The organism is Rhizobium oryziradicis (assembly GCF_001939045.1).
Classification (GTDB): domain Bacteria; phylum Pseudomonadota; class Alphaproteobacteria; order Rhizobiales; family Rhizobiaceae; genus Allorhizobium; species Allorhizobium oryziradicis.
This window is the reverse complement of the sequence record NZ_MKIM01000028.1, coordinates 388,780-409,359: the sequence shown is the minus strand read 5'-3', so window position 1 is coordinate 409,359 and position 20,580 is coordinate 388,780. Positions and strand designations below refer to the sequence as shown.

General features: G+C 53.5%; 22 protein-coding genes and 1 tRNA gene. 11 read left to right on the top strand and 12 right to left on the bottom strand.

All coding sequences use genetic code 11. The features are described 5' to 3' along the window. Positions 1 to 9: 9 nt before the first annotated feature. The 6 genes from BJF95_RS17460 to hemN form a co-directional block, all read right to left on the bottom strand. Positions 10 to 1,038 carry a zinc-binding dehydrogenase gene (locus tag BJF95_RS17460; protein ID WP_075640708.1) on the bottom strand — a complete coding sequence of 343 codons (1,029 nt, stop codon included), beginning with the start codon at positions 1,036 to 1,038 and terminating at the stop codon, positions 10 to 12. Positions 1,039 to 1,098: 60 nt separating this feature from the next. Further along, positions 1,099 to 2,385 (bottom strand): beta-ketoacyl-ACP synthase, encoded by a 1,287-nt coding sequence (locus tag BJF95_RS17455; RefSeq protein WP_075640707.1) that lies wholly within the window; start codon positions 2,383 to 2,385, stop codon positions 1,099 to 1,101. Positions 2,386 to 2,398: 13 nt separating this feature from the next. After that, on the bottom strand, positions 2,399 to 3,604 hold the full coding sequence (locus BJF95_RS17450; protein WP_075640706.1) for a beta-ketoacyl-ACP synthase: 1,206 nt from the start codon (positions 3,602 to 3,604) through the stop codon (positions 2,399 to 2,401). A 287-nt stretch (positions 3,605 to 3,891) separates the two neighbouring features. Then, positions 3,892 to 4,365, bottom strand: a complete 474-nt coding sequence (locus BJF95_RS17445; protein ID WP_075641116.1) for a 3-hydroxyacyl-ACP dehydratase FabZ family protein — start codon at positions 4,363 to 4,365, stop codon at positions 3,892 to 3,894. 70 nt (positions 4,366 to 4,435) lie between these two features. Beyond that, complete coding sequence (locus tag BJF95_RS17440; protein ID WP_075640705.1) at positions 4,436 to 4,714, bottom strand: acyl carrier protein; 279 nt, start codon at positions 4,712 to 4,714, stop codon at positions 4,436 to 4,438. Between the two features lie 108 nt (positions 4,715 to 4,822). Beyond that, a complete protein-coding gene (hemN, locus tag BJF95_RS17435; protein ID WP_075640704.1) occupies positions 4,823 to 6,175 on the bottom strand; it encodes an oxygen-independent coproporphyrinogen III oxidase in 1,353 nt (450 codons plus the stop codon). A 190-nt stretch (positions 6,176 to 6,365) separates the two neighbouring features. Between hemN and BJF95_RS17430 the strand changes: the two genes are divergently transcribed. The 3 genes from BJF95_RS17430 (at position 6,366) to BJF95_RS17420 (ending at position 8,236) form a co-directional block, all read left to right on the top strand. Beyond that, positions 6,366 to 7,103 carry a Crp/Fnr family transcriptional regulator gene (locus BJF95_RS17430; RefSeq protein ID WP_075640703.1) on the top strand — a complete coding sequence of 246 codons (738 nt, stop codon included), beginning with the start codon at positions 6,366 to 6,368 and terminating at the stop codon, positions 7,101 to 7,103. Between the two features lie 5 nt (positions 7,104 to 7,108). Then, positions 7,109 to 7,603 (top strand): peptide deformylase, encoded by a 495-nt coding sequence (locus tag BJF95_RS17425; RefSeq protein WP_075640702.1) that lies wholly within the window; start codon positions 7,109 to 7,111, stop codon positions 7,601 to 7,603. A gap of 135 nt (positions 7,604 to 7,738) precedes the next feature. Beyond that, positions 7,739 to 8,236 carry a BON domain-containing protein gene (locus tag BJF95_RS17420; RefSeq protein WP_075640701.1) on the top strand — a complete coding sequence of 166 codons (498 nt, stop codon included), beginning with the start codon at positions 7,739 to 7,741 and terminating at the stop codon, positions 8,234 to 8,236. A gap of 154 nt (positions 8,237 to 8,390) precedes the next feature. On the opposite strand, the gene BJF95_RS17415 is transcribed toward BJF95_RS17420, so the two are convergent. Continuing rightward, positions 8,391 to 8,475: transfer RNA gene (locus BJF95_RS17415), tRNA-Leu, on the bottom strand. A 336-nt stretch (positions 8,476 to 8,811) separates the two neighbouring features. Here BJF95_RS17415 and BJF95_RS17405 point away from each other — a divergent pair. Both BJF95_RS17405 and lipB read left to right on the top strand, forming a co-directional pair. Beyond that, complete coding sequence (locus BJF95_RS17405; RefSeq protein WP_075640699.1) at positions 8,812 to 9,561, top strand: acetoacetate decarboxylase; 750 nt, start codon at positions 8,812 to 8,814, stop codon at positions 9,559 to 9,561. Positions 9,562 to 9,668: 107 nt separating this feature from the next. Next, positions 9,669 to 10,382 (top strand): lipoyl(octanoyl) transferase LipB, encoded by a 714-nt coding sequence (lipB, locus tag BJF95_RS17400; protein ID WP_075640698.1) that lies wholly within the window; start codon positions 9,669 to 9,671, stop codon positions 10,380 to 10,382. 32 nt (positions 10,383 to 10,414) lie between these two features. On the opposite strand, the gene BJF95_RS17395 is transcribed toward lipB, so the two are convergent. Both BJF95_RS17395 and BJF95_RS17390 read right to left on the bottom strand, forming a co-directional pair. Further along, the gene (locus BJF95_RS17395) at positions 10,415 to 10,807 is read right to left on the bottom strand and encodes a helix-turn-helix domain-containing protein (protein ID WP_075640697.1); all 393 of its coding nucleotides are present in this window, start codon (positions 10,805 to 10,807) and stop codon (positions 10,415 to 10,417) included. A 706-nt stretch (positions 10,808 to 11,513) separates the two neighbouring features. After that, a complete protein-coding gene (locus BJF95_RS17390; protein WP_075641115.1) occupies positions 11,514 to 12,155 on the bottom strand; it encodes a J domain-containing protein in 642 nt (213 codons plus the stop codon). Positions 12,156 to 12,482: 327 nt separating this feature from the next. Here BJF95_RS17390 and purL point away from each other — a divergent pair, with 327 nt between their 5' ends. The 6 genes from purL (at position 12,483) to BJF95_RS17360 (ending at position 17,857) form a co-directional block, all read left to right on the top strand. Beyond that, entirely contained in the window at positions 12,483 to 14,720 is a 2,238-nt protein-coding gene (gene purL / locus BJF95_RS17385; RefSeq protein ID WP_075640696.1) for a phosphoribosylformylglycinamidine synthase subunit PurL, read from the top strand. A gap of 20 nt (positions 14,721 to 14,740) precedes the next feature. Then, positions 14,741 to 14,977 carry a BolA/IbaG family iron-sulfur metabolism protein gene (locus BJF95_RS17380; protein ID WP_075640695.1) on the top strand — a complete coding sequence of 79 codons (237 nt, stop codon included), beginning with the start codon at positions 14,741 to 14,743 and terminating at the stop codon, positions 14,975 to 14,977. Positions 14,978 to 14,996: 19 nt separating this feature from the next. Next, positions 14,997 to 15,197, top strand: coding sequence for a hypothetical protein (locus BJF95_RS17375; protein WP_075640694.1), 201 nt, complete (start codon positions 14,997 to 14,999; stop codon positions 15,195 to 15,197). Between the two features lie 99 nt (positions 15,198 to 15,296). After that, positions 15,297 to 15,632, top strand: a complete 336-nt coding sequence (gene grxD / locus BJF95_RS17370) for a Grx4 family monothiol glutaredoxin (protein WP_075640693.1) — start codon at positions 15,297 to 15,299, stop codon at positions 15,630 to 15,632. A gap of 260 nt (positions 15,633 to 15,892) precedes the next feature. Continuing rightward, complete coding sequence (locus BJF95_RS17365) at positions 15,893 to 17,098, top strand: multidrug effflux MFS transporter (protein WP_075640692.1); 1,206 nt, start codon at positions 15,893 to 15,895, stop codon at positions 17,096 to 17,098. A 234-nt stretch (positions 17,099 to 17,332) separates the two neighbouring features. Further along, entirely contained in the window at positions 17,333 to 17,857 is a 525-nt protein-coding gene (locus tag BJF95_RS17360) for a hypothetical protein (protein WP_075640691.1), read from the top strand. 81 nt (positions 17,858 to 17,938) lie between these two features. Here the strand turns inward: BJF95_RS17360 and BJF95_RS17355 are convergent, their stop codons facing one another. From BJF95_RS17355 to ttcA, 3 genes are read right to left on the bottom strand one after another with little or no spacing between them, the layout of a single operon-like run. After that, positions 17,939 to 18,760, bottom strand: a complete 822-nt coding sequence (locus tag BJF95_RS17355) for an inositol monophosphatase family protein (RefSeq protein WP_075640690.1) — start codon at positions 18,758 to 18,760, stop codon at positions 17,939 to 17,941. Between the two features lie 33 nt (positions 18,761 to 18,793). Further along, on the bottom strand, positions 18,794 to 19,618 hold the full coding sequence (locus BJF95_RS17350) for an inositol monophosphatase family protein (protein ID WP_075640689.1): 825 nt from the start codon (positions 19,616 to 19,618) through the stop codon (positions 18,794 to 18,796). A gap of 50 nt (positions 19,619 to 19,668) precedes the next feature. Then, the gene (gene ttcA / locus BJF95_RS17345; RefSeq protein ID WP_075640688.1) at positions 19,669 to 20,547 is read right to left on the bottom strand and encodes a tRNA 2-thiocytidine(32) synthetase TtcA; all 879 of its coding nucleotides are present in this window, start codon (positions 20,545 to 20,547) and stop codon (positions 19,669 to 19,671) included. Positions 20,548 to 20,580: the final 33 nt, after the last annotated feature.

The following is a 20,580-nucleotide window of genomic DNA, read 5'->3' as shown; positions in this document are numbered from 1 at the left end:
TTCACGGCATCAATCCATTTTCAGAATGATCTTGCCGAAAATCTGTCGGCTTTCCATGCGCGTCAACGCAACATCGATATCTTCAAAGGTCACTTCCGTATCGATCACCGGATGCACAATGCCACGCGCCATTTTCTGCATGGCATTGGCCATGTTTTCCATGCGGCAGCCAAAGGAGCCGAGCAGCTTCAACTGCTGCTGAAACAGCATCATCAGGTTCATGTCGGTCGAAACACCAGAGGTGGAGCCGCAAGTCACAAGCCGCCCGCCGCGCTTCATGCACAGCATGGAGCCTGCCCAGGTGTCTTTGCCAACGTGCTCGAACACAACGTCAACGCCTTTTTTCTTGGTCAGCTTGCGCACAACGCCTTCAAAGCGGTCTGTGCGATAATTGATAACGTGGTCAGCACCGAGCGCTTTGGCGCGCTCAATCTTGTCATCCGAGCCAACGGTGGTGATAACCGTGCAGCCGATTTTCTTGGCCAACTGAATCGCCGCCGTACCAATGCCCGAGCCACCGGCGTGCACCAAAATGGTCTCGCCGGGCTCCAGCTTGGCATTATCAAACAACATATGCTCAACGGTGCCAAAGGTTACGGGAGCAAGGGCTGCCGCCACCGCATCCACACCGGGAGGGGCAGGCACCAGCAAACGGGCCGGAATATTGATCTTTTCCTGGGCAAAGCCATCAAGATGGAAGCCGTGCACGCCGCCAACGTGTTCGCACAGATTGTCACGACCTTCGCGGCAAGGCTTGCACAGCCCGCAGGTGCGCGCGCCATAGACGGCGGCCAACTGGCCAGGAAGAATATTGCCAACGCCCGGACCAATGGCTTCGACCACGCCCGATGCTTCAGCGCCAATCACCAAGGGCATTTTGCGCTTGGCAAAAGCCATGCCGCGCCAGCCCCAGACATCGATATGGTTCAGTGCGACCGCTTTGACGCGCAGCGTCACTTCACCCGGGCCGGGAGCGTCTGGCTCCGGCAGGTCGGTGATTTCCAGCTTACGATCGTCGATCAGTTGCAATGCGCGCATAGGTCTCAATCCTTCTTGCCCGAAGGCCTTATTCTTTTAATTCCGGGTGGGAACCTGCAATTATGCAGACTCCATCGTCATGATCAGGCTGGCATTCTGCCCACCGAAGCCAAAGCTGTTTGACAAAACAGCGGTGACTTGCGCATCGCGCTTCACATTGGGCACCACATCCATAACGATGCTTGGGTCCGGGTTGGTATAGTTGATGGTTGGCGGCACAGTGCCGGTCAACATGGTCTGAATGGAAAAGACCGCTTCAACGGCACCAGCCGCCGTCAATGTGTGGCCAATCATCGATTTGTTGGAGGACACCAGAATCTGATCGCTCAGGCGCTCACCAAACACCGAGAGCATGGCACCATATTCCATCTTGTCGTTTTCAGGCGTCGAAGTGCCATGGGCGTTGATATAGCCGATCTCTTCTGCCGAAAGCCCTGCATCATCAAGAGCGGCCCGGATCGTCGCAATAGCTGGTCCACCATCCGGTGAAGAGCGGGTGCGATGGAAATGATCGGCCTTTTCGCCGCAACCCTTCATGATGCCAAGCACCTTTGCGCCGCGCGCAACAGCCGCTTCCAGCGATTCCAGCACCAGTGTTGCCGAGCCTTCGGCAATCACAAAACCGTCGCGGTCCTTGCTGAATGGCTTGGAGGCCTTTTCTGGCGGATCATTCTGAGTGGAGAGTGCCGACAGAAGCGCAAACCGGATTAGCGCTTCTGCGCCCACAGATCCATCCGTGGCAACGGTCAAGGCACGATCGGTGCGGCCCTGGCGAATGGCTTCCACACCAAGCTGGATTGCAGTTGCGCCCGATGCACAGGCCGTCGAGAGCGTCACTGGCAGGCCACGGGTGCCGAAACGATCCGCCAGACGCTCGGAAATCGAGCCAAACTGCACAGCTTCCAAAAACACAGGGTCAGCTTCTGCCCGCACTGCGGCCAAAACCTGTTGATACGCATGGGCATAATCGCCCTTGGGTGCGCGCTCCGCCAAAATGAAACGGTCTTCCCACTCAGGCTCAACCGGCGGGGCGGCGAGGAAAAGCGGACCGTTAAACTCGCCGGAAATACCGGCTTGAGCCAAGGCCTCCAGCGTTGTTTCGCGCGCCATCGCATAGGAGCGCTCAACAGCGTTATTGGCTGGCACGTCAATAAAATCCACCGTGCCGCTGATGCGGGTGTTCAGGCCTTCCGTGGGGAAACGGGTGATGGCGTGAATACCGGAGATGCCGCCGGTGAGCTTGGCCCAATTGTCAGCAAGCCCCTGCCCCAGCGAGGTGATGACGCCCATGCCGGTGACGGCAACAATGGGGCGGCCCAAATGATCCTTGAAACGAGAATTCGTCATATGTCTCAACTCCTCAGGCTTCAGCCGACAGATGCGCCATGCCTTCGCCGCGCACATAGCCAACCGTTGTGACAATCGCCTCGCTGGCAGGCTTGCTCATGACAGCTTCGGCCTTTTCATCAAAAGCCGGAACCGTGGTTTTGGAATCCAGCGCCAAAGCTGCCAGCGCCAGACCGACCGGAAACTGTGCTTCCAGCCCATGCCCTGTAACGCCGCCAAAACCGCGCACCACAGCGCCGGGGAATGCAGCATCCAGCACAACCTTTTCCCGCACTGAGATATCATGCATGCCGCTTGCACCGGAGAGCACCAAAGCACCAGAGGCAACATCCTTGCCAACGGCTTCAGCAATACGGTTCAGGCGTTTTTCCAGACCGCCTTCGTCGCGGCGGCCCCGGTCGCTCTCAATGGCGTCAATCGTTGCATAGATGTGCGCGCCGCGGGCTGCCGCATGTTCACGCGATTCCAGCACCAGGAATGCGCCAACGGTGCCAAGAATCATGCCGCCGCCGTCCGCCTGCTCACGCTGCCACAGCGGTTTCCATTCGCCAGTGGCGTGGGCCTGAATGCCCTCGACCAGCAGAAAAATGTCATCACGACCGGCAACAAATGCGCCGCCCACCAGCGAGTGCGTCGATTGCCCGGCGCGAATGCGGTGAAATGCGGTTTCAATGGCGGACAGGCCAGCCGCTTCTTCGCCCATAAATGTGCGCGACGAGCCTGTGACCTTGTGAACAATCGAGATATTGCCCGCCATCAGATTCGAGAGCTGGGCCAAAAACAGTGTTGGCCGCAATTCTGTGGTCAGCTTCTCGTTCACAAGCTGCTCGCGATCGTTGCGCTTCAGCCCTTCGTTGACGATCAGCGTATCGACAGCAATGTCACGCTCGCCACCGCCCGCCGCCACAATCATGTCCATGGTGGCGCAGGCTTCCACGTTATCTTTCAGCCCGGCATCATCCAAAGCGAGACCGGCAGAATAAACCCCAAGCCGCTGCCAGTTTTCCATCTGGCGCTGATCACCGCGCTTGGCAATCTGCAAGGACCAGTCAATCTCGGGCATGGGATGAATGGGGTATGGCTTGAACTTTTCCGACTCAATGGGTGGAACAGGCGCATCTTTGCCAGACAGAAGCGCAATATGCGGTTCTTTACCCGTACCAAAGCAACTGACAATACCGATGCCGGTAATGACCACATCCTTGGGTGTCTTTTGCATATCATACCTCTTCAGCAACACCGTGCCTTGAAACCAGCAGCACCGTACATAGGGAGTCTGTCGTGTTCATGCCAACCGGCACAGCCTCTCAATTTTCTTACTTGCGTTTATCTCTGGAGAAAACTGGTAGCCACTCTTCCCGAACAAACTCTTACAGCCGAATATCTGACCCAAGCGAAAACCCCAGGGTCAGGGCTATAGACCTGCCGTACTCCGACAGACAGATTTACGCAATAAGGCCGCACGCAAAAGCGGCGGCCTTATTGACGAATTCCTCAGAATCTCACTTAACGCGCAGCAGAGATTGCAGCCATCAGGCCGATATCTTCGGCCCGCTTGCGCACGATGTCGCCGAGTGGGATCTCGGAAAAGGACATGGTGCGTAATTTAAGCTGGCAATCAGCCACTTTCTTGCCTTCGCAGGTTATTTTCGCCTTGGTGACAGCAAAACCAGAGCCTTCGTGCTCCAGATAGGCTTCGATATCCAACACGGCATTCGGCTCGACAAAGCTGCGCATTTTTGCACCGTCCACCGACATCAAGAATGGCATGGACGCAAAATCCGTGACAGCGAGAACCAGAAGCCCCGAGGCCTGGGCCATCGTCTCGATCAGCAACACGCCGGGCACAAGCGGCATTCCAGGAAAATGCCCTTCAAAAACGGGGCTTTTTTCCGGCACAACCGATTGCGCCTTCAACGTTGGACCACTGAGATCGACGGATTCAACCTTATCGACCATCTGGAAATATTCCAAAAGCATCAGATACCCTTTGCCTTTCGCAAAAACCTCAAGCGTCGCCTGCATCAAGCGTCGCCTGATGTTTTGATCATCAAGCCTTGGCGGCTTTCAGCTCATCAATCTTGGCACAGAGGTTCTTGAGCACGAAATATTCTTCCGTGGTTACCTTGCCTTCGTTGACTTCCTGAGTCCACTTTTCCAGCGGGATCTTGATGCCGAATTCCTTGTCGATCGCAAACACGATGTCGAGGAAATCGAGGCTGTCGATGCCAAGATCATCGATGGTGTGGCTTTCAGGCGTAATGGTTTCCCGGTCGATCTCGCTGGTTTCAGCAATGATGTCGGCAACTTTATCGAATGTAGCGGTCACGCCATTTTTCCTTCACAAATTCAAATTCAGCGTCTCACATAGGCAAAACTCAGACAAAAGCCAATGGCCTGTTTGGCCCCTTTGCCGCAAAATTTCGATCATCGCGCTTCAAACTGCAATGGAATGCCGTGCTTTGCCATTTGAAAGGTAGCAATCAAACACCGCCGCCACGCTGCGGGCAAAGGTTCTCCCAACCTTGCTCAAGGCAAAATAGTCCTGCTCGATGGTGCATAAGCCATCGCGATCACTGCCTGCAAAAACCTTAGCCTCCGTGATGATCAGCTCGGCATCCTGCGGAAAAGCCTTGCGCAATTCGGCAAATGAAAAGCCGAAGTCACACATGATTTGCTCAATCACGGCAGCGCGGGCGCGATCATCTGTCGAGAGCGCAATGCCGCGCACGGCGGCCAGACCGCCATCCTTGACCATGCGCTGATATTCCCCTGTGGCGGCCATGTTTTGCACATAGCCCTGCGGCAACTGGCTGATGGAGGACGCGCCGAGACCGATCAGTGCATCGGCTGCATCCGTGGTATAGCCTTGAAAATTACGCCGCAAGCGCCCCTCCCGCGCAGCCGTTGCCATCGAATCATCGCGCAGGGCAAAATGATCAATGCCAATCGCCTGATAACCAGCATCGACCAGCATGGATGCTGCGCGCGACATTTGCTCAAAGCGCTGCCCGACACCCGGCAACGCATCCTCAGCAATCATGGTCTGGTGCTTCTTCATCCATGGCACATGGGCATAGCCAAAGAGCGCGATCCGATCCGGGGCCAGAGACAGAATATCGCGCACAGTGCTTTGCAAGGTGCCAACTGTCTGGTGCGGCAATCCGTATAAAATATCACAATTGACGGAGGTGACGCCTCTGGCCCTCACCGCCTCAACCACTGATTTTGTCTGCTCAAATGTCTGAATACGATTAATGGTCTTTTGCACGACAGGATCGAAATCCTGAACACCAAGGCTGGCGCGCGTCAGACCGATGGCTGCAAGGGCATCAAAACGACCTTCATCAAGATCATTGGGATCCATCTCAACGCTGACCTCCACCGCCTCAGCAAAGCTGAAATGCGTGCGCAAATGGTCCATCAGGCCGATCATGTCTTCTGGCCGCAGCATGGTGGGTGAGCCGCCACCAAGATGAACTTCTACGACTTTGGAATCATTGCTCACAAGAGCACCAACCTGCTCGATTTCGATAAAAAGTGCTTCGAGATAGGTTTTTATTGGCCCATATTTCAGAGTATGCCGTGTATGGCAGGCGCAAAACCAGCAAAGACGATCACAGTAGGGAATGTGAATATAAAGAGAAATGGACTGCCCGGACGCAAGACTGGAAAGCCATTGCGAATATTTGCCGCAGTCTACGCCACTGTGAAAATGTGGCGCAGTGGGATAGCTCGTGTAACGAGGAACGGCGGCAGAATATTTATCCAGCAGGTCTTTCACAGTCATCAGGCTCGGCCTTGTAAAAATGCATCTTGGCCTCATGAATTAGAGGATCGGCAATAACAGCGCTTTGACTTCGATCAATTTCTTGATAGTCTCGTTTAAGTAGAGATATCGATGTAAAGCGGGTCGTAGCGAAGGCTCGATATCGACCATGGATGGTGCAGCCGTTCATACGTTAAGCGTGGGGCGAACAATGGATACGCAAAGCAGAAACAACAACACGGGTGTGCCCGATGCGCCCCCGTCAGTGTGTAGCGCATGCGAAGCACGACACGGCGGAGTATGCGCCGCACTTTCCCACGCGCAATTGATCGAGCTCAACCGCACATCAACAAAACGCCATTTCGAGGCCGGAAGTGAAGTGATTGGCCAGGGCGAACAAACCGCAGGCTACAGCAATATTCTCCATGGCGTGGTCAAGCTCTCGAAAATGATGGCAGATGGCCGCCAACAGATTGTTGGCCTGCAATTTGCTCCCGATTTCATGGGGCGCCCTTTCCTCAAGGAAAGCAGTCTCACAGCGGAGGCCGCCACAAATGTCGAAGTTTGCGCGTTCCCGCGCGCCAGTTTTGACCGGCTGGTGGGTGAAGCGCCGGATCTTGAACACAAATTGCACCAGCAAGCTCTGAAAGAGCTGGATGAAGCGAGAGAGTGGATGCTGACCCTGGGCCGCAAGACAGCGCAGGAGAAGGTGGCAAGTTTCCTTTATCTGATCGCCACCCATATTGATCCAACTCAGGCATTTAAAAAGACGTTTGATCTGCCTCTGTCGCGCGCCGATATTGCCGATTTTCTGGGTTTGACCATCGAAACTGTCAGCCGGCAAATGACCAAACTCCGCAAAGAGAATGTCATTGTCATTGAAAACAATCGACATGTCATCGTTCCCGATGAGCGCCGCTTGCGCATCGCTGGCGGTGTTGATCAATAACCACCATGGCGTTGAAAATCCTGCGATACCCGGATCAACGTCTGGAACAGCCGTGCCAGCCTGTGCAGTGTTTTGATGATGCGCTCAGTCTATTTTCCGACCAGCTTTATCATGCCATGCGCGACGCACCGGGCGTGGGCATCACGGCCGCGCATGTTGGCGAATTCATTCGATTGGTGGTGCTCGACTTACCCGAACTGGGTGGCCGCAAGACCTATGTGAACCCGGAAATACTGTCGCTCTCTGATGAGACCATGGAGCACGTGGAAGGCAGCGTCTGCATGCCCGGCATGACGGAAACAGTCACGCGGCCCAGAGCGGCGGTCATACGATACCAAACACTGAATGGTAGCATTGTAGAAGAAGAGCTGCGGGATTTCGCCGCCATCTGCATGCAACACGAGATCGACCAGCTCGACGGAAAATTTTGGATCCACCGCCTTTCTCGTCTGAAGCGCGAGCGCTTACTCAAAAAGTGGCAGAAAGCAAGCCGCGCCTGATCACGAAAGGCTTCGCGCCGTTTTATCGGACAATGGGTTTTCGCGCCAATTGAACAAAACCGCAGTTCAAACGTTCTCTCCTCAAGATCATCGTCAGGCCATCAAGCACGGCCAGATCATCAGGGAGAGCACGAAATGACCTATCCGAGACATGAAAACGCAGCTCCGAGCGAAGACGACCTTCGCGACCTTGAATCACGCAACATTCGCGACGGCTGGCCTTATTCCGATACACCAGGTGCCGGTTCGCCCGCCTCCGAAAATCGTCCTTACGGCTCCACCCCTGGCAATTTCGATCGTGACCACAATGACGGCTATCGCATTGTTGGCGTTGACGGCGCTGGTGAAGAAGAGAGCTTGAAGGATCGGCTGCTGCCAGAAACCATCGGGCGAGAAGAAAGTGACGACATCGAGAGCAAGATCTCGGAACGCTTTGAGGCGGCATCTGACGTCTCGCTGAGCAATGTCGAAATTTTCGTCGATGGCCACACCGCAACACTGACCGGAATGGTTGACACCGCGGGCGAGCGACGCATGGCAGCACGGCTGGCTCTCAGTGTGCCCCACGTCCATCACGTGATCAACGAAATCGAGACCATTGGTGTCGACAGCCACGAGCCAGACGATGATTGACGCGCTTTTATAGCGCCCTGCATTTGATAAAACGCACAAAGCCCGCTGTAAAACTTTTCATCTGCTCAATAATTTTCACCTTAATCGATTCCGATTTAGGGAATTATGCAGTCACGCATTCAACAAAAAACCCGGCTTGAAAGCCGGGTTTTTTTGGTGCGGTCGAGAAGACTCGAACTTCCACGGGTTGCCCCACAGCGACCTCAACGCTGCGCGTCTACCAATTCCGCCACGACCGCATCGTGGTAGTGTCCACCGTTTTGCGGCGACGAGCTGCATCTAGCAAATGCCTTTCAGGTGCACAAGAGTAGCATGCAACATTTTTGTGAAATCCAGTGATTTCACCGTCAATTACCACACAAACAATTGAAATATATAAGATTTTAAATTTATTCCAAAACATGGAAATTTGATGATTCACGAGGGATATTTTGACGTGTCCGCGAATCCACTTTAAAGCTTGGCACCAGCTCTTTAAAAAAAGACGCCAACGCGCGCTGCGCAATATTTATGTGATAATCCGAATGCATTGGTAGCAGCGCGTCACCTTCCTTCAAAAGAAAGCGTTCAGACACATGACACCTGAAGATGTTTGCAAAAACGCGTTTTCCATGCCTTTAACCTCCCCGTCCTATCCCAAAGGGCCTTATCGGTTCATCGATCGGGAATATATGATTGTAACCTATCGGACGGATATGGACGCGCTTCGCGCTGTTGTGCCGGAACCGTTGGAAATCGAAGAGCCGGTTGTCAAATTTGAATTTATACGCATGCCAGATTCCACCGGCTTTGGCGATTACACCGAGTCCGGGCAGGTCATTCCCGTCTCCCTGAACGGTCAGAAGGGTGGATATGTCCACGCCATGTATCTCAATGATGACGCGCCAATCGCTGGTGGCCGCGAGATCTGGGGCTTTCCCAAAAAGCTGGCGGAGCCGAGCTTGCGCGTGGAGAAAAATGCGATCATCGGCACACTGGATGTTGGCTCTATCCGCATCGCCACTGGCTCAATGGGATTTAAGTATCGTGCACTTGATCTCGAACCCGTGAAGCAAAGTCTGGGTGGTGCCAATTTTCTTTTGAAAATTATTCCCCATGTCGATTGCTCACCGCGTATTTGCGAGCTGGTGCGCTATTACATGACCGATATCACCGTGAAGGGTGCCTGGGAGGGGCCCGCTGGCTTGGAACTCTTCAATCACGCTCTCGCACCTGTGTCGGATCTGCCCGTCCGGGAGGTTCTGTCAGCCGTGCACATCCTTGCCGATCTGACTTTGGGTCTGGGTGAAGTGGTGCACGACTACCTCGCATCCGACAAAACTTAAGATCAATTTCGATTTCAGAAATTATATGCTACAGCGCCGTGCGCCATCTCTGGCACGCGGCGATGTAGCACCTTATATCGACTGCATAAAAATCAGGACTGAAATCCATGCTCCGTACCGATCTTGATACTGATATGTTTGCAAAACCCGGCTGTCCCGCCGTGCGCTGGCGTATCAGTGATCGACCCGTGCCCTATGAAGACGCGATTGCGACTATGGAGCGCGAGGTTGCGGCGATTGCCAATGGCGAAGCAGATGAACTTATCTGGCTGGTGGAACATCCTCCGCTCTACACGGCAGGAACAAGTGCGGACTCAAAAGACCTGATCGATGCGCAGCGGTTTCCCGTGTTTGCCACCGGCCGCGGTGGCGAATACACCTATCACGGCCCCGGCCAGCGCATTGCCTATGTGATGCTGGACCTGAAGCGCCGCCGGCAGGACGTGCGCGCCTTTGTGGCCGCTCTTGAAGATGTGGTTATTCGCACACTGGACATGATGAACGTTCGTGGGGAACGGCGTGAAGACCGCGTGGGCGTCTGGGTGCGCCGCCCGGAAAAGCCCGCCCTGCCCGATGGCAGCATGGCTGAAGATAAAATTGCGGCGCTTGGCATTCGTTTGCGCCGCTGGGTCAGCTTCCATGGATTGTCGCTGAATGTGGAACCAGACCTCTCCCATTATGGCGGCATCGTGCCATGTGGCATTTCCGCTTATGGTGTGACCAGTCTGGTCGATCTGGGATTGCCTGTGACCATGGCAGACGTCGACGTTTTGCTGAAAGAAGCCTTTGAAACTGTGTTCGGCCCTACCGTCGCGGATTGACCGGTACCCCGCCATCAGGCGGGGCAATCACTTTAAAAACTTGCGTTCTGCTCCAGATCACCAATCTGGCGGTGCAGCATATCGATCATTTCTGCCGTTTCCTGATGCAGTCTTGTCAGGCGCTCCAACTCCCAGCGCATGAAATTTATCATATCAGAGTTTTCATTCTGCGCCTGCGGCCCGACACCCTCACCCGTCAACAACCATGTTGGCGAGACATCCAGAAGTGCCGCCACTTTCTCCAGGCTTTGGCCGTCAATATTGCCTTTGCCGGCCTCCCACGCACGCAACGTGCGCTCGGAAACATTGGCCGCCACAGCCAAATCCGAAAACTCCAGACCAGCAAGGTCACGTCCTACATTGAGACGATCGCCAAACGTTTCATGGCTGCTCCGGAACAGGCCCCTAATATCGAAACGAGTCATGAACCAAGATCCCTTTTAAGTTCGATTTTGCGACCCCTCGCCCAAAAGAAAAATTACGAATCCTCATGACTCGCATGTGTTTAATAACGTGTCCAAGCACAACAGAATGAACCACGAGTCCAAATGCGCGACGGGACACTTGCTCAAAAAACCAGCTATAAAATGACGCAATCACGCTTTTGTTCCCGAACTTTTGAAAAACAAACGCTGCATTGCAGAAACGTTACGAGAAGACGTGAAAGCAAGCAACAGTCTGTTCACTTCCAAATTGCATCACCCGTATCCAAAAGCACCAACCTCTGATGCACGCGGACGTCGTTTTCACGCGAGCGCACTCGGAATAATATTATTACATATCAATACATTGGTTTGAAATTTAGAACCAAGCCAACAACAACTCGTGCGGACATACCCTCTAAAATACCTCCAAAAAGAGTAGATCGCAGGACGTGTTTTTTTCAATTACACATTAAACCTGAGTTAATGATTTTTATCAATTTGAACCAAAATGAAACACATTTCCATCATTAACACACAAAAAATAACAACGAATCTCATTCGTCCCATTGTCGCACAGCAGAGGCAATGGCTACGCTTTACTCAATCGGCACAAAAAAATGCATGACCGCCCGCAAGGACAGTCATGCATCAAGGCAGATTTTAGGTTTTCATTTTCGAAAACCGGCAATGACAAATGGTGGGAGAGTTATTCTGCGGCCTTCGGCGGCCCTATTGTCGCTTCCGAAAACGCGTCGTCCTCCGCGCTATCCTCCTCCTCAGACACATCATTGTCCTCAGGACGCTCCAACGGCATCAACTCATAAGAGTAGCCTTCCAGCATCGAATAGGCGCGCTCTATGGCATCAATTTGCGCTTCTGCGGCTTTGATGGCCTCTGAGATGGACTGCGTGCGGGCACGCAGCATGGACCCCAGCACGTCTTTTTCCGGACGCCGGCCCAGGCGATCGACATGCTGGCGAATCCGACCGCGATGCCGCTCCAACTCCAGAATGTTGAAACGTGATTTCAACACGTCATCGGTCAGTTTGCGACGCAGCGCCGCCACGGGATCAAAGCTGCCGGGTTCGCGCTCATCCAGAATCATATCGTTGATCAGGGATTCGAGAACCACCAAGCCCTTCAGATCAGCCACATCGGCCAATTGTGGGTCATAGCCAGTGTCATCATAGACCTTGCGGCGCACGGGATCTTTCAGCAGATCATAAGACGTCGTGATCCGGCCAAACTCATCCGGATCTCCGCCTGTATCGGGGTGCGCGCTCTTGACCTTCTTACGGTAAGCCGCCTTGATGGCCGTCTCATCGGCGTCGCGCTCAAGTCCGAGCATGGAATAAGGGTCGATCACAGGGCCACCTGTTTTATGTCTTTGCTATATTGGATCAATAGAACCAACTCATTCATCGCCTGAGTTTAACGCAAGGTTCGGCGAAAAGGTGAAAAGAAATCCACAATCCCCAAACAGATTGCGCCATTGGACCTAAATCGCGTTTAGCAGACCTAGCACAACATCTCAATGTGGCAAAGAAACAGCAATTTCGCTGCAAACCTTGGAAAGGCTACATTTTCCACGCCCATGCCACATTTTCCAGTCGCGCGATTGGATTGCCTGTTATAAAAGGTGCGCAAAACTCCACTGCCGGATGAAGAGAGAACCATGACGATCCCGAATGCAATCCAGATCACCCCGGAACTGGTCGCCTCCCATGGCCTGAAGCCAGAGGAATATGACCGGATCCTGCAACTGATCGGACGGGAGCCGACTTTCACAGAACTCGGCATCTTTTCCGCCATGTGGAACGAGCACTGCTCTTACAAATCATCGAAGCGCTGGTTGCGCACCCTGCCCACCACCGGAGCGCGGGTTATTCAAGGCCCCGGTGAAAACGCGGGCGTGGTTGACATTGATGATGGCGATTGCGTGGTTTTCAAAATGGAAAGCCACAATCACCCTTCTTATATTGAGCCTTACCAAGGGGCTGCCACCGGTGTTGGCGGCATCTTACGCGACGTGTTCACCATGGGTGCGCGGCCGATTGCTGCCATGAATGCGCTGCGCTTTGGTGCACCAGACCATGCCAAGACCCGCCATCTGGTCTCTGGCGTTGTTGCCGGTGTCGGCGGTTATGGCAACGCCTTTGGCGTGCCGACGGTAGGCGGCGAAGTGGAATTTGACGAGCGCTATAACGGCAATATTCTCGTCAACGCCTTTGCAGCCGGCCTTGCCAAATCCGATGCGATCTTCCTCTCGGAAGCGAAGGGCGTTGGCCTTCCTGTTGTGTATCTCGGTGCAAAAACGGGCCGCGATGGCGTAGGCGGTGCCACGATGGCATCGGCCGAATTTGACGAATCAATCGAAGAAAAGCGCCCAACCGTGCAGGTTGGCGACCCCTTCACCGAAAAATGCCTGCTGGAAGCCTGCCTTGAACTGATGAAGACCGGTGCCGTTATCGCCATTCAGGATATGGGTGCTGCTGGCCTCACCTGTTCGGCGGTTGAAATGGGTGCCAAGGGCGATCTCGGTATCGAGCTTGATCTCGACACCGTGCCGGTGCGCGAAGAAAACATGACAGCCTATGAAATGATGCTTTCTGAAAGCCAGGAGCGCATGTTGATGGTGCTGGAGCCTTCGAAGGAAGAGGTTGCCAAAGCCATTTTCGTCAAGTGGGGTCTGGACTTTGCGATTGTTGGCAAAACCACCGATGACCTGCGCTTTCGCATTCTGCATCAGGGCGAAGAAGTGGCAAACCTGCCCATCAAGGACCTTGGCGATCAGGCCCCGGAATATGACCGCCCATGGCGCGAATCGGACAAGCGCGGTGCGCTGCCTGCCAATCTGGTGGAAGAGCCAAGCGATTATCGCGACGCTATTTTGTCAATTGTGGGCTCGGCCAATCAATCCAGCCGCCGCTGGGTCTATGAGCAATATGACACACTGATTCAGGGCAACTCGTTGCAACTGCCCGGCGGCGACGCGGGCGTGGTCAGAGTTGAAAACCACCCCACCAAGGCGCTGGCCTTCTCCTCGGACGTGACACCGCGCTATGTTGAAGCTGATCCGTTTGAAGGCGGCAAGCAAGCCGTTGCCGAGTGCTGGCGCAATATCACTGCAACGGGTGCCGAGCCTTTGGCATCGACTGACAACCTGAATTTTGGCAATCCAGAAAAGCCTGAAATCATGGGTCAATTGGTAGAAGCCATCAAGGGTATCGGCGAAGCCTGCCGCGCGCTGGACTTCCCGATTGTGTCGGGCAATGTGTCACTCTACAATGAAACCAATGGTGTTGCCATTTTGCCAACCCCCACCATTGCCGGCGTTGGTCTTCTGCCGGATTGGAACCGTATGGCCAAGATTGGCACCGCCAATGAAGGCGACCATATTGTGATGATTGGTGTGGACGGCTCGCATCTCGGCAGCTCGATCTACCTTCGCGATCTGCTCGGCCGCACCGATGGTCCGGCGCCAGAAGTGGATCTGCATGCTGAGCGTCGCAACGGAGATTTCGTGCGCTCCGCCATTCGCAACGGTCAGGTGACCGCCTGCCACGACATTTCCTCCGGTGGCCTTGCCATCGCATTGAGTGAAATGGTGATTGCATCTGGCAAGGGCATGGAAATTGACCTCTCTGAAAGCCGTGGTTTGAACCACGCCTTGCTGTTTGGCGAAGATCAGGCCCGCTATGTGATGACGGTGCCTGCCGAATTGGCCAATTTCCTGTGCGCCAATGCGGAAGGGTCTGGCATTCCATTCCGCCGCCTTGGCAAGGTCGGTGGCGATGCGCTTGCCATTCGCGAAGTGTGCACAATCGCAAACGATGAATTGCGCACAGCCTATGAATCATGGTTCCCTGAATTTATGGATGGCAACGCACCGAGCCTTGCGGCCGCAGAATAACGAAAATTGGGAGCAAAACCATGGCGATGAAACCCGGTGATATTGAAGACATGATCAAAGCTGGCATTCCCGGTGCCAAGGTTGTCATCCGCGATCTGGCGGGCGACGGCGATCATTATGCGGCCGAAGTTGTGGCGGAGGCCTTTCGTGGGAAAACCCGCGTGCAACAGCATCAGATGGTCTATGATGCCCTGAAGGGCAACATGGGCGGTGTGCTGCATGCGCTTGCCTTGCAAACATCCATTCCTGACGCTTGAGATAGAATCGCAAAAAGCCATGAGCAATCCAATCTCTTCATTCATCAAATCGCTTCTCGGCTCTATCAAGGGCGAGATGGCCGATAGACGGCAATACAAGGAAAAACGTCTGCATCGCGCCAGCGCTGTGCAGACGGATAAGCCCACCGAAATCGCCAAGCCTGTCCATCGCAGCAAATCTGCACGACAGGCACGGCGCAGAACCCGAAACAACGGTTGATATAAAAATCGGCCATTCGGTTTTGCAAGTTTGGCACTCGGTGCTTATATAGTAGATATCAAACTGCGGCCTTGACCCGCATGTGAAAGGATAAAATCCATGAGCGGTGTGAATGAATTCATCGACAATGAAGTGAAAAGCAACGACGTTGTGCTTTTTATGAAGGGAACCCCTCAGTTTCCGCAGTGTGGTTTTTCCGGACAAGTGGTGCAAATGCTCGATTATCTGGGCATTGACTACAAAGGCATCAATGTCCTGTCTGACCAGGAAATCCGCGAAGGTATCAAGGCCTATTCCAACTGGCCGACAATTCCACAGCTCTATGTGAAGGGCGAGTTTATCGGCGGCTGCGACATCGTGCGCGAAATGTTCCAGGCGGGTGAGCTTCAGGCCCACTTGCAGGAAAAAGGCATTACTGTCCGCGGTGCCGCTTAAAATACCGTCTGACGTTTGTCAGGGAAACGGCAAAGCCGTTTTTTTTGCGAAATGGGAGACCTCAACACAAATGTTGAGCGTGTGTCTGCAGCAATTTAAACCTGACAGTGCCTAAAGCCTGTTGTTAATCCAGGCTGGTGTCGTTATTGTGAATCATCACTTTCTGATAAAGGCGTCGCACCCTGCGACGCCTTTAGGCTGATTCTAGGACATATTTCATGACGGACCTAAACCGTTCTTCGCCTGCCGCCCTCAAGGGGATGAGCAAGTTCGAATTTGTTTTTCTTTGCGCAGCATTGATGGCGATGAATGCACTGGCAATCGACATTATGCTGCCAGCATTGCAACAAATTGGCACGGCATTGAATGTCGCCAATGAAAATCACCGGCAATATGTTGTTACCTCTTACCTCATTGGTTTTGGCTGTGCGCAGTTGATCTATGGGCCTCTGTCTGACCGGTTTGGTCGGCGAACCCCGATGCTGATTGGTCTTGTCATCTATATTCTGGCAGCGCTGGCGATTATCGTTGTTCCGAGCTTTGCTGGGCTTTTGATCCTGCGGTTCATTCAGGGTGCAGGTTCTGCGGGAACGCGCGTCATTACAATCTCCATCGTGCGTGACATCTACGGCGGGCGTCAGATGGCAGAAGTCATGTCGCTGATCATGATGGTGTTCATGATCATTCCAGTGGTTGCACCCGGAACGGGCCAGTTGATCATGCTGTTTGGAAATTGGCATCTGATCTTTTTGATGATCGCCGTCGGTGCCACCTTGACCAGTATCTGGGCCTATAAGCGCCTGCCGGAAACGCTGGACCCTGCAAATCGCCGCGACTTCACGCCGACGATTATTCTGCAGGGTTTCAAGATTGTTCTGACCAATCGCGTTGCACTGTTTTACACGCTTTCCAGCACGTTTGTTTTTGGCGCGCTGTTTGGCTTTATCAATTCGGCCCAACAGATCTATCAAGGCATATACAATCTCGGCGAATGGTTTCCCGTGGCCTTCGCCGCAGTTGCCATTTTCATGGCGCTCTCATCGTTTGTGAATTCCAAACTCGTGGGCCGCATCGGTATGCGCAAGCTGTCTCACGGTTCGCTGTTTGGTTTCATCGCCATCAATACCCTTTGGCTGATGGCAGAGTTCTATGGGCCTCAGCCTTTGCCGTTTCTGGTGTTCATGATGTTCTTCTCGATCTCCATGTTCCAATTCGGCTGGATCGGCGGCAATTTCCAAACCCTCGCGATTGAGCCTCTGGGCCATGTGGCGGGCACCGCATCGTCAATTCTGGGCTTCATTTCCACCGTCGGCGGCTCCCTGCTTGGGGCGGTCATTGGCCAAGCTTTTGATGGCAGCGCGCGCCCCTTGGTGTTTGGATATTTCATTCTTGGCGTCGTCGGCCTCGTGTTTGTGTTAATCGCTGAAAAAGGCAAGCTTTTTCAGCCGCACAATCCGAAAATTTAGGTTTCGACCTCGATTGCCTTATTGTTGATTGTCTATTCGGGAAAAGCGGGTTCCACTGTTCCCTGACACACTCGAAAGTATGCCGCCGTGAACAGGACATTGCGGCATACTTTACCGCACACGGCGCTTTAACACTTCTCATCTGCTGCATAAGAGCAGATATACGATCAGTCAAAAAATTAACAAATTTTTATGATGCCATAATCTGAGATTGTCCGGTTAAGGAACAAATTGATGATTACGGTTTATTACTGGAAAGTGAATTTGCCTAATTTTGGTCACGCGGCTTTGCGTATCGGCGGCGGGCCTTCTTCAGGAATTGATACATATGTCAGTTGGTGGCCGGGAGCGAGTGATACAAAAATCACAAATCCGATAACGTGGATCACAGACCCAATGGTTCCTCGCCACTTTGAAGACGATATCAAGTTCGAAGGACAGCCAACAGGAACGGTCACGATTTCCGGTCTTGATGAACAAGCCATGCGTCGTGAATGGCAGAATATCATTAAAAATGGCCCCAGATACAATTCATGCCGCAAAAACTGCGCATGGACAGTCAAATATCTCATCGACATCGGCACTGGATATCCTCTTAGTGCCAAATTGGCAGATTTCGCCAATTTACGGATGTTCGTCGGTGTTTGGGCACCCAGAAATACCTATGAATATGCCCTGTATGTCAAAAAGAATTACGACTCACGATTGAAAAAATTTAAAGATGCGACAAATGCAGATCCAAGATTAAGAACCGCATGACGGTGCGCTTACAAATCCTGTTATTTATCATGTCATTTGCCGTATAGTTTGACACTATACGGCAAATTTTATCGACAGACTTTATACCGTAAAAATCTTCTGTTTCAGCTCAAGCCATGTTTCTTCATCCGGGGCAATCAGCAAACCACCCGTTGTGTGATGAGGTAGATAGGGTGAGCCATCAAAGCGAGCTGCATATCCCCCCGATTCCTGCGCCATCAGCGTGCCTGCCAGATGATCCCAAGGCATCAACTTGTTATACATCGCAAAATGCAAGTGCCCCTGACACAGGGCGCGATATTCATGCGCGGCACAGCGATAGCTGGTGAAAATGCGGACTTCCGCGAGATTGACCAGCAGCTTGCGCCGGGTTTCCAGATCGAAAAATCCGGTGTTGGCAATTCCCACCATTTGCGATAACGCAGGTGCTGGCACCATCTCCATCTTTTCCTGGTTGCCATCGGGCTTGCACAGCCACGAACCGCTGCCTTTTTCGGTAATCGCCCAATCATTGCCCATGGGATCGTAAATCAAACCGGCAATGGTCTCACCCTTGTGCACCACGCTGAGCATGACGCCAAACAGCGGCAGGCCTGCGGCAAAATTGAACGTGCCGTCAATCGGGTCCACCACAACGGCAAGCTCTGCATCGGCAAGCTTGCCCAGCAAAGCCGGATCACTGGCCACCGCTTCCTCGCCAATAAACACGGCCTCCGGCATCAACTCTTCGATACGAGCCTTGATCAACCGCTCTGCGGCTTCATCCGCTTCCGTGACAAGATCGATGGCTTCCGTTTTGACACGCACGTCGCCCTCGCCCAAATTGCGAAAGCGCGGCAAAATTTCAGTCACAGCCGCTTCTTGCAACAGATTGGCAAGGGCTGCGATATCAACATTGGCCATGGTTTTCCCTTTCAATGAATTAAGGCGACTTAATCACGCCAGAACAATCTCTTGTAGAATCTCCTGCCAGCTATCCCGATCGGGTGCCGACAAAATCCCACCCGTGGTGTGGCCCGGAAGATACGGCGTTCCGTCGAAACGCGCGGTAAAACCACCGGCCTCGATGTGAATCAACACTCCCGCCAGATGATCCCACGGCATCAATTTATGATGGCCGATAAAATGAACCTTGCCGGTGGCCGCCATCCAATATTCATAGGCTGAACAATTATAGGCGAAAGCCATCTGAGTCTTGGCAAGGTTTCCGGCAATGCGCCGCCGCTGTTCATAGCCAATGTCATTGATCGAAATTGTACCGACAGTGGATGACACCGGCACAGGGCTGGCAACCGCGATGGATGATCGATGACCATTCGCGCGCAGCATTTGCGCACCAGCACCCTTGGCGGCAATCAACGTGTCGCCCAACACCGCTTCGTGAATCATCCCGGCCACCGTCTCACCGCGCACAACCACGGCCAGATTGGTACCAAAGGTGGGCAGGCCCGCCTGAAAATTAAAGGTGCCGTCAACAGGATCAATGACAAAGGCAAGGTCTGCGTCCTTCAACGCATCCATCAATGCCGGATTGGTTTCGCAGGCCTCTTCGCCCACCACCAGCGCATGGGGCCAACGGGCGCGAAACGCCTCGGTCATGCGCCGCTCCGACAGCAGATCAGCATCGGTGACCAAATCGATGGAAGATTTCTTCTCCAGGACATCGCCCAGATCAGGGCTGCGAAACCGGGGCAAAATGTCTAAACGGGCAGCCTCTTTAACAATCTCAAGGACGGCGTCGATATCATGGTCATGAAACACAGAGAATCTTTCTTGCTTATGGAACGTCTCGATGCCTGCCTGACTCGAACCTATGAAGACTGTGTGACAGCCAAAGCAGAAAAATCAAAAAGCTTGGGGTCCAGCAAATGCGAGGCGTTCACATGAGAGAGAGCACGCAACATTGTGTCTTTTCGGCCCGGCATTTTTGCCTCAATGCCTGCCAACATCTCTTTCATGGCATTGCGCTGCAAGCCATCTTGCGAGCCACAGAGATCGCAGGGAATAATGGGAAATTGCATGGCTGTGGCAAATTTGGCCAAATCATCTTCTGCCGCATAGGCCAAGGGCCGCATAACAAAAAGATCGCCTTCATCATTCAACAATTTAGCGGGCATGGTTGCCAGGCGTCCGCCATGGAAGAAATTCATGAAGAATGTCTCCAGAATATCTTCCCGGTGATGCCCGAGCACCAAAGCGTCGCAGCCTTCTTCACGGGCTATGCGATAGAGATTGCCCCGCCGCAGACGGGAACAGAGCGCGCAATAGGTGCCGCCCTGCGGCACTTTTTCCTTCACCACCGAATAGGTGTCGCGATACTCGATCCGGTGAGGAACCCCAATTGAGGTGAGATATTCCGGCAGAATATGCTTTGGAAAATTCGGCTGGCCCTGATCCAGATTGCAGGCCAAAAGCTCGACTGGCAGCAAGCCACGCCATTTCAGATCCAACAGCAATGCGAGCAGACCGTAGCTGTCCTTGCCGCCGGAAAGACCAATGAGCCAGCGCTTCTGGCCCTTCAGCATGTCAAAATCGTCCATTGCCTGCCGCACCTGACGCAACAGCCGCTTGCGCAGCTTGTTGAACGACACGGAGCGCGGCGCATGATCAAACAAGGGGTGGCTGGACGCACCAGCCTCTGCAGCGTCCTCGGCAATCTCAGTGTCTGCGTTTGGAAGCGCGAGGGTCATGATCAATAGGGCCTTGTTTCAGTTCGGTACCGG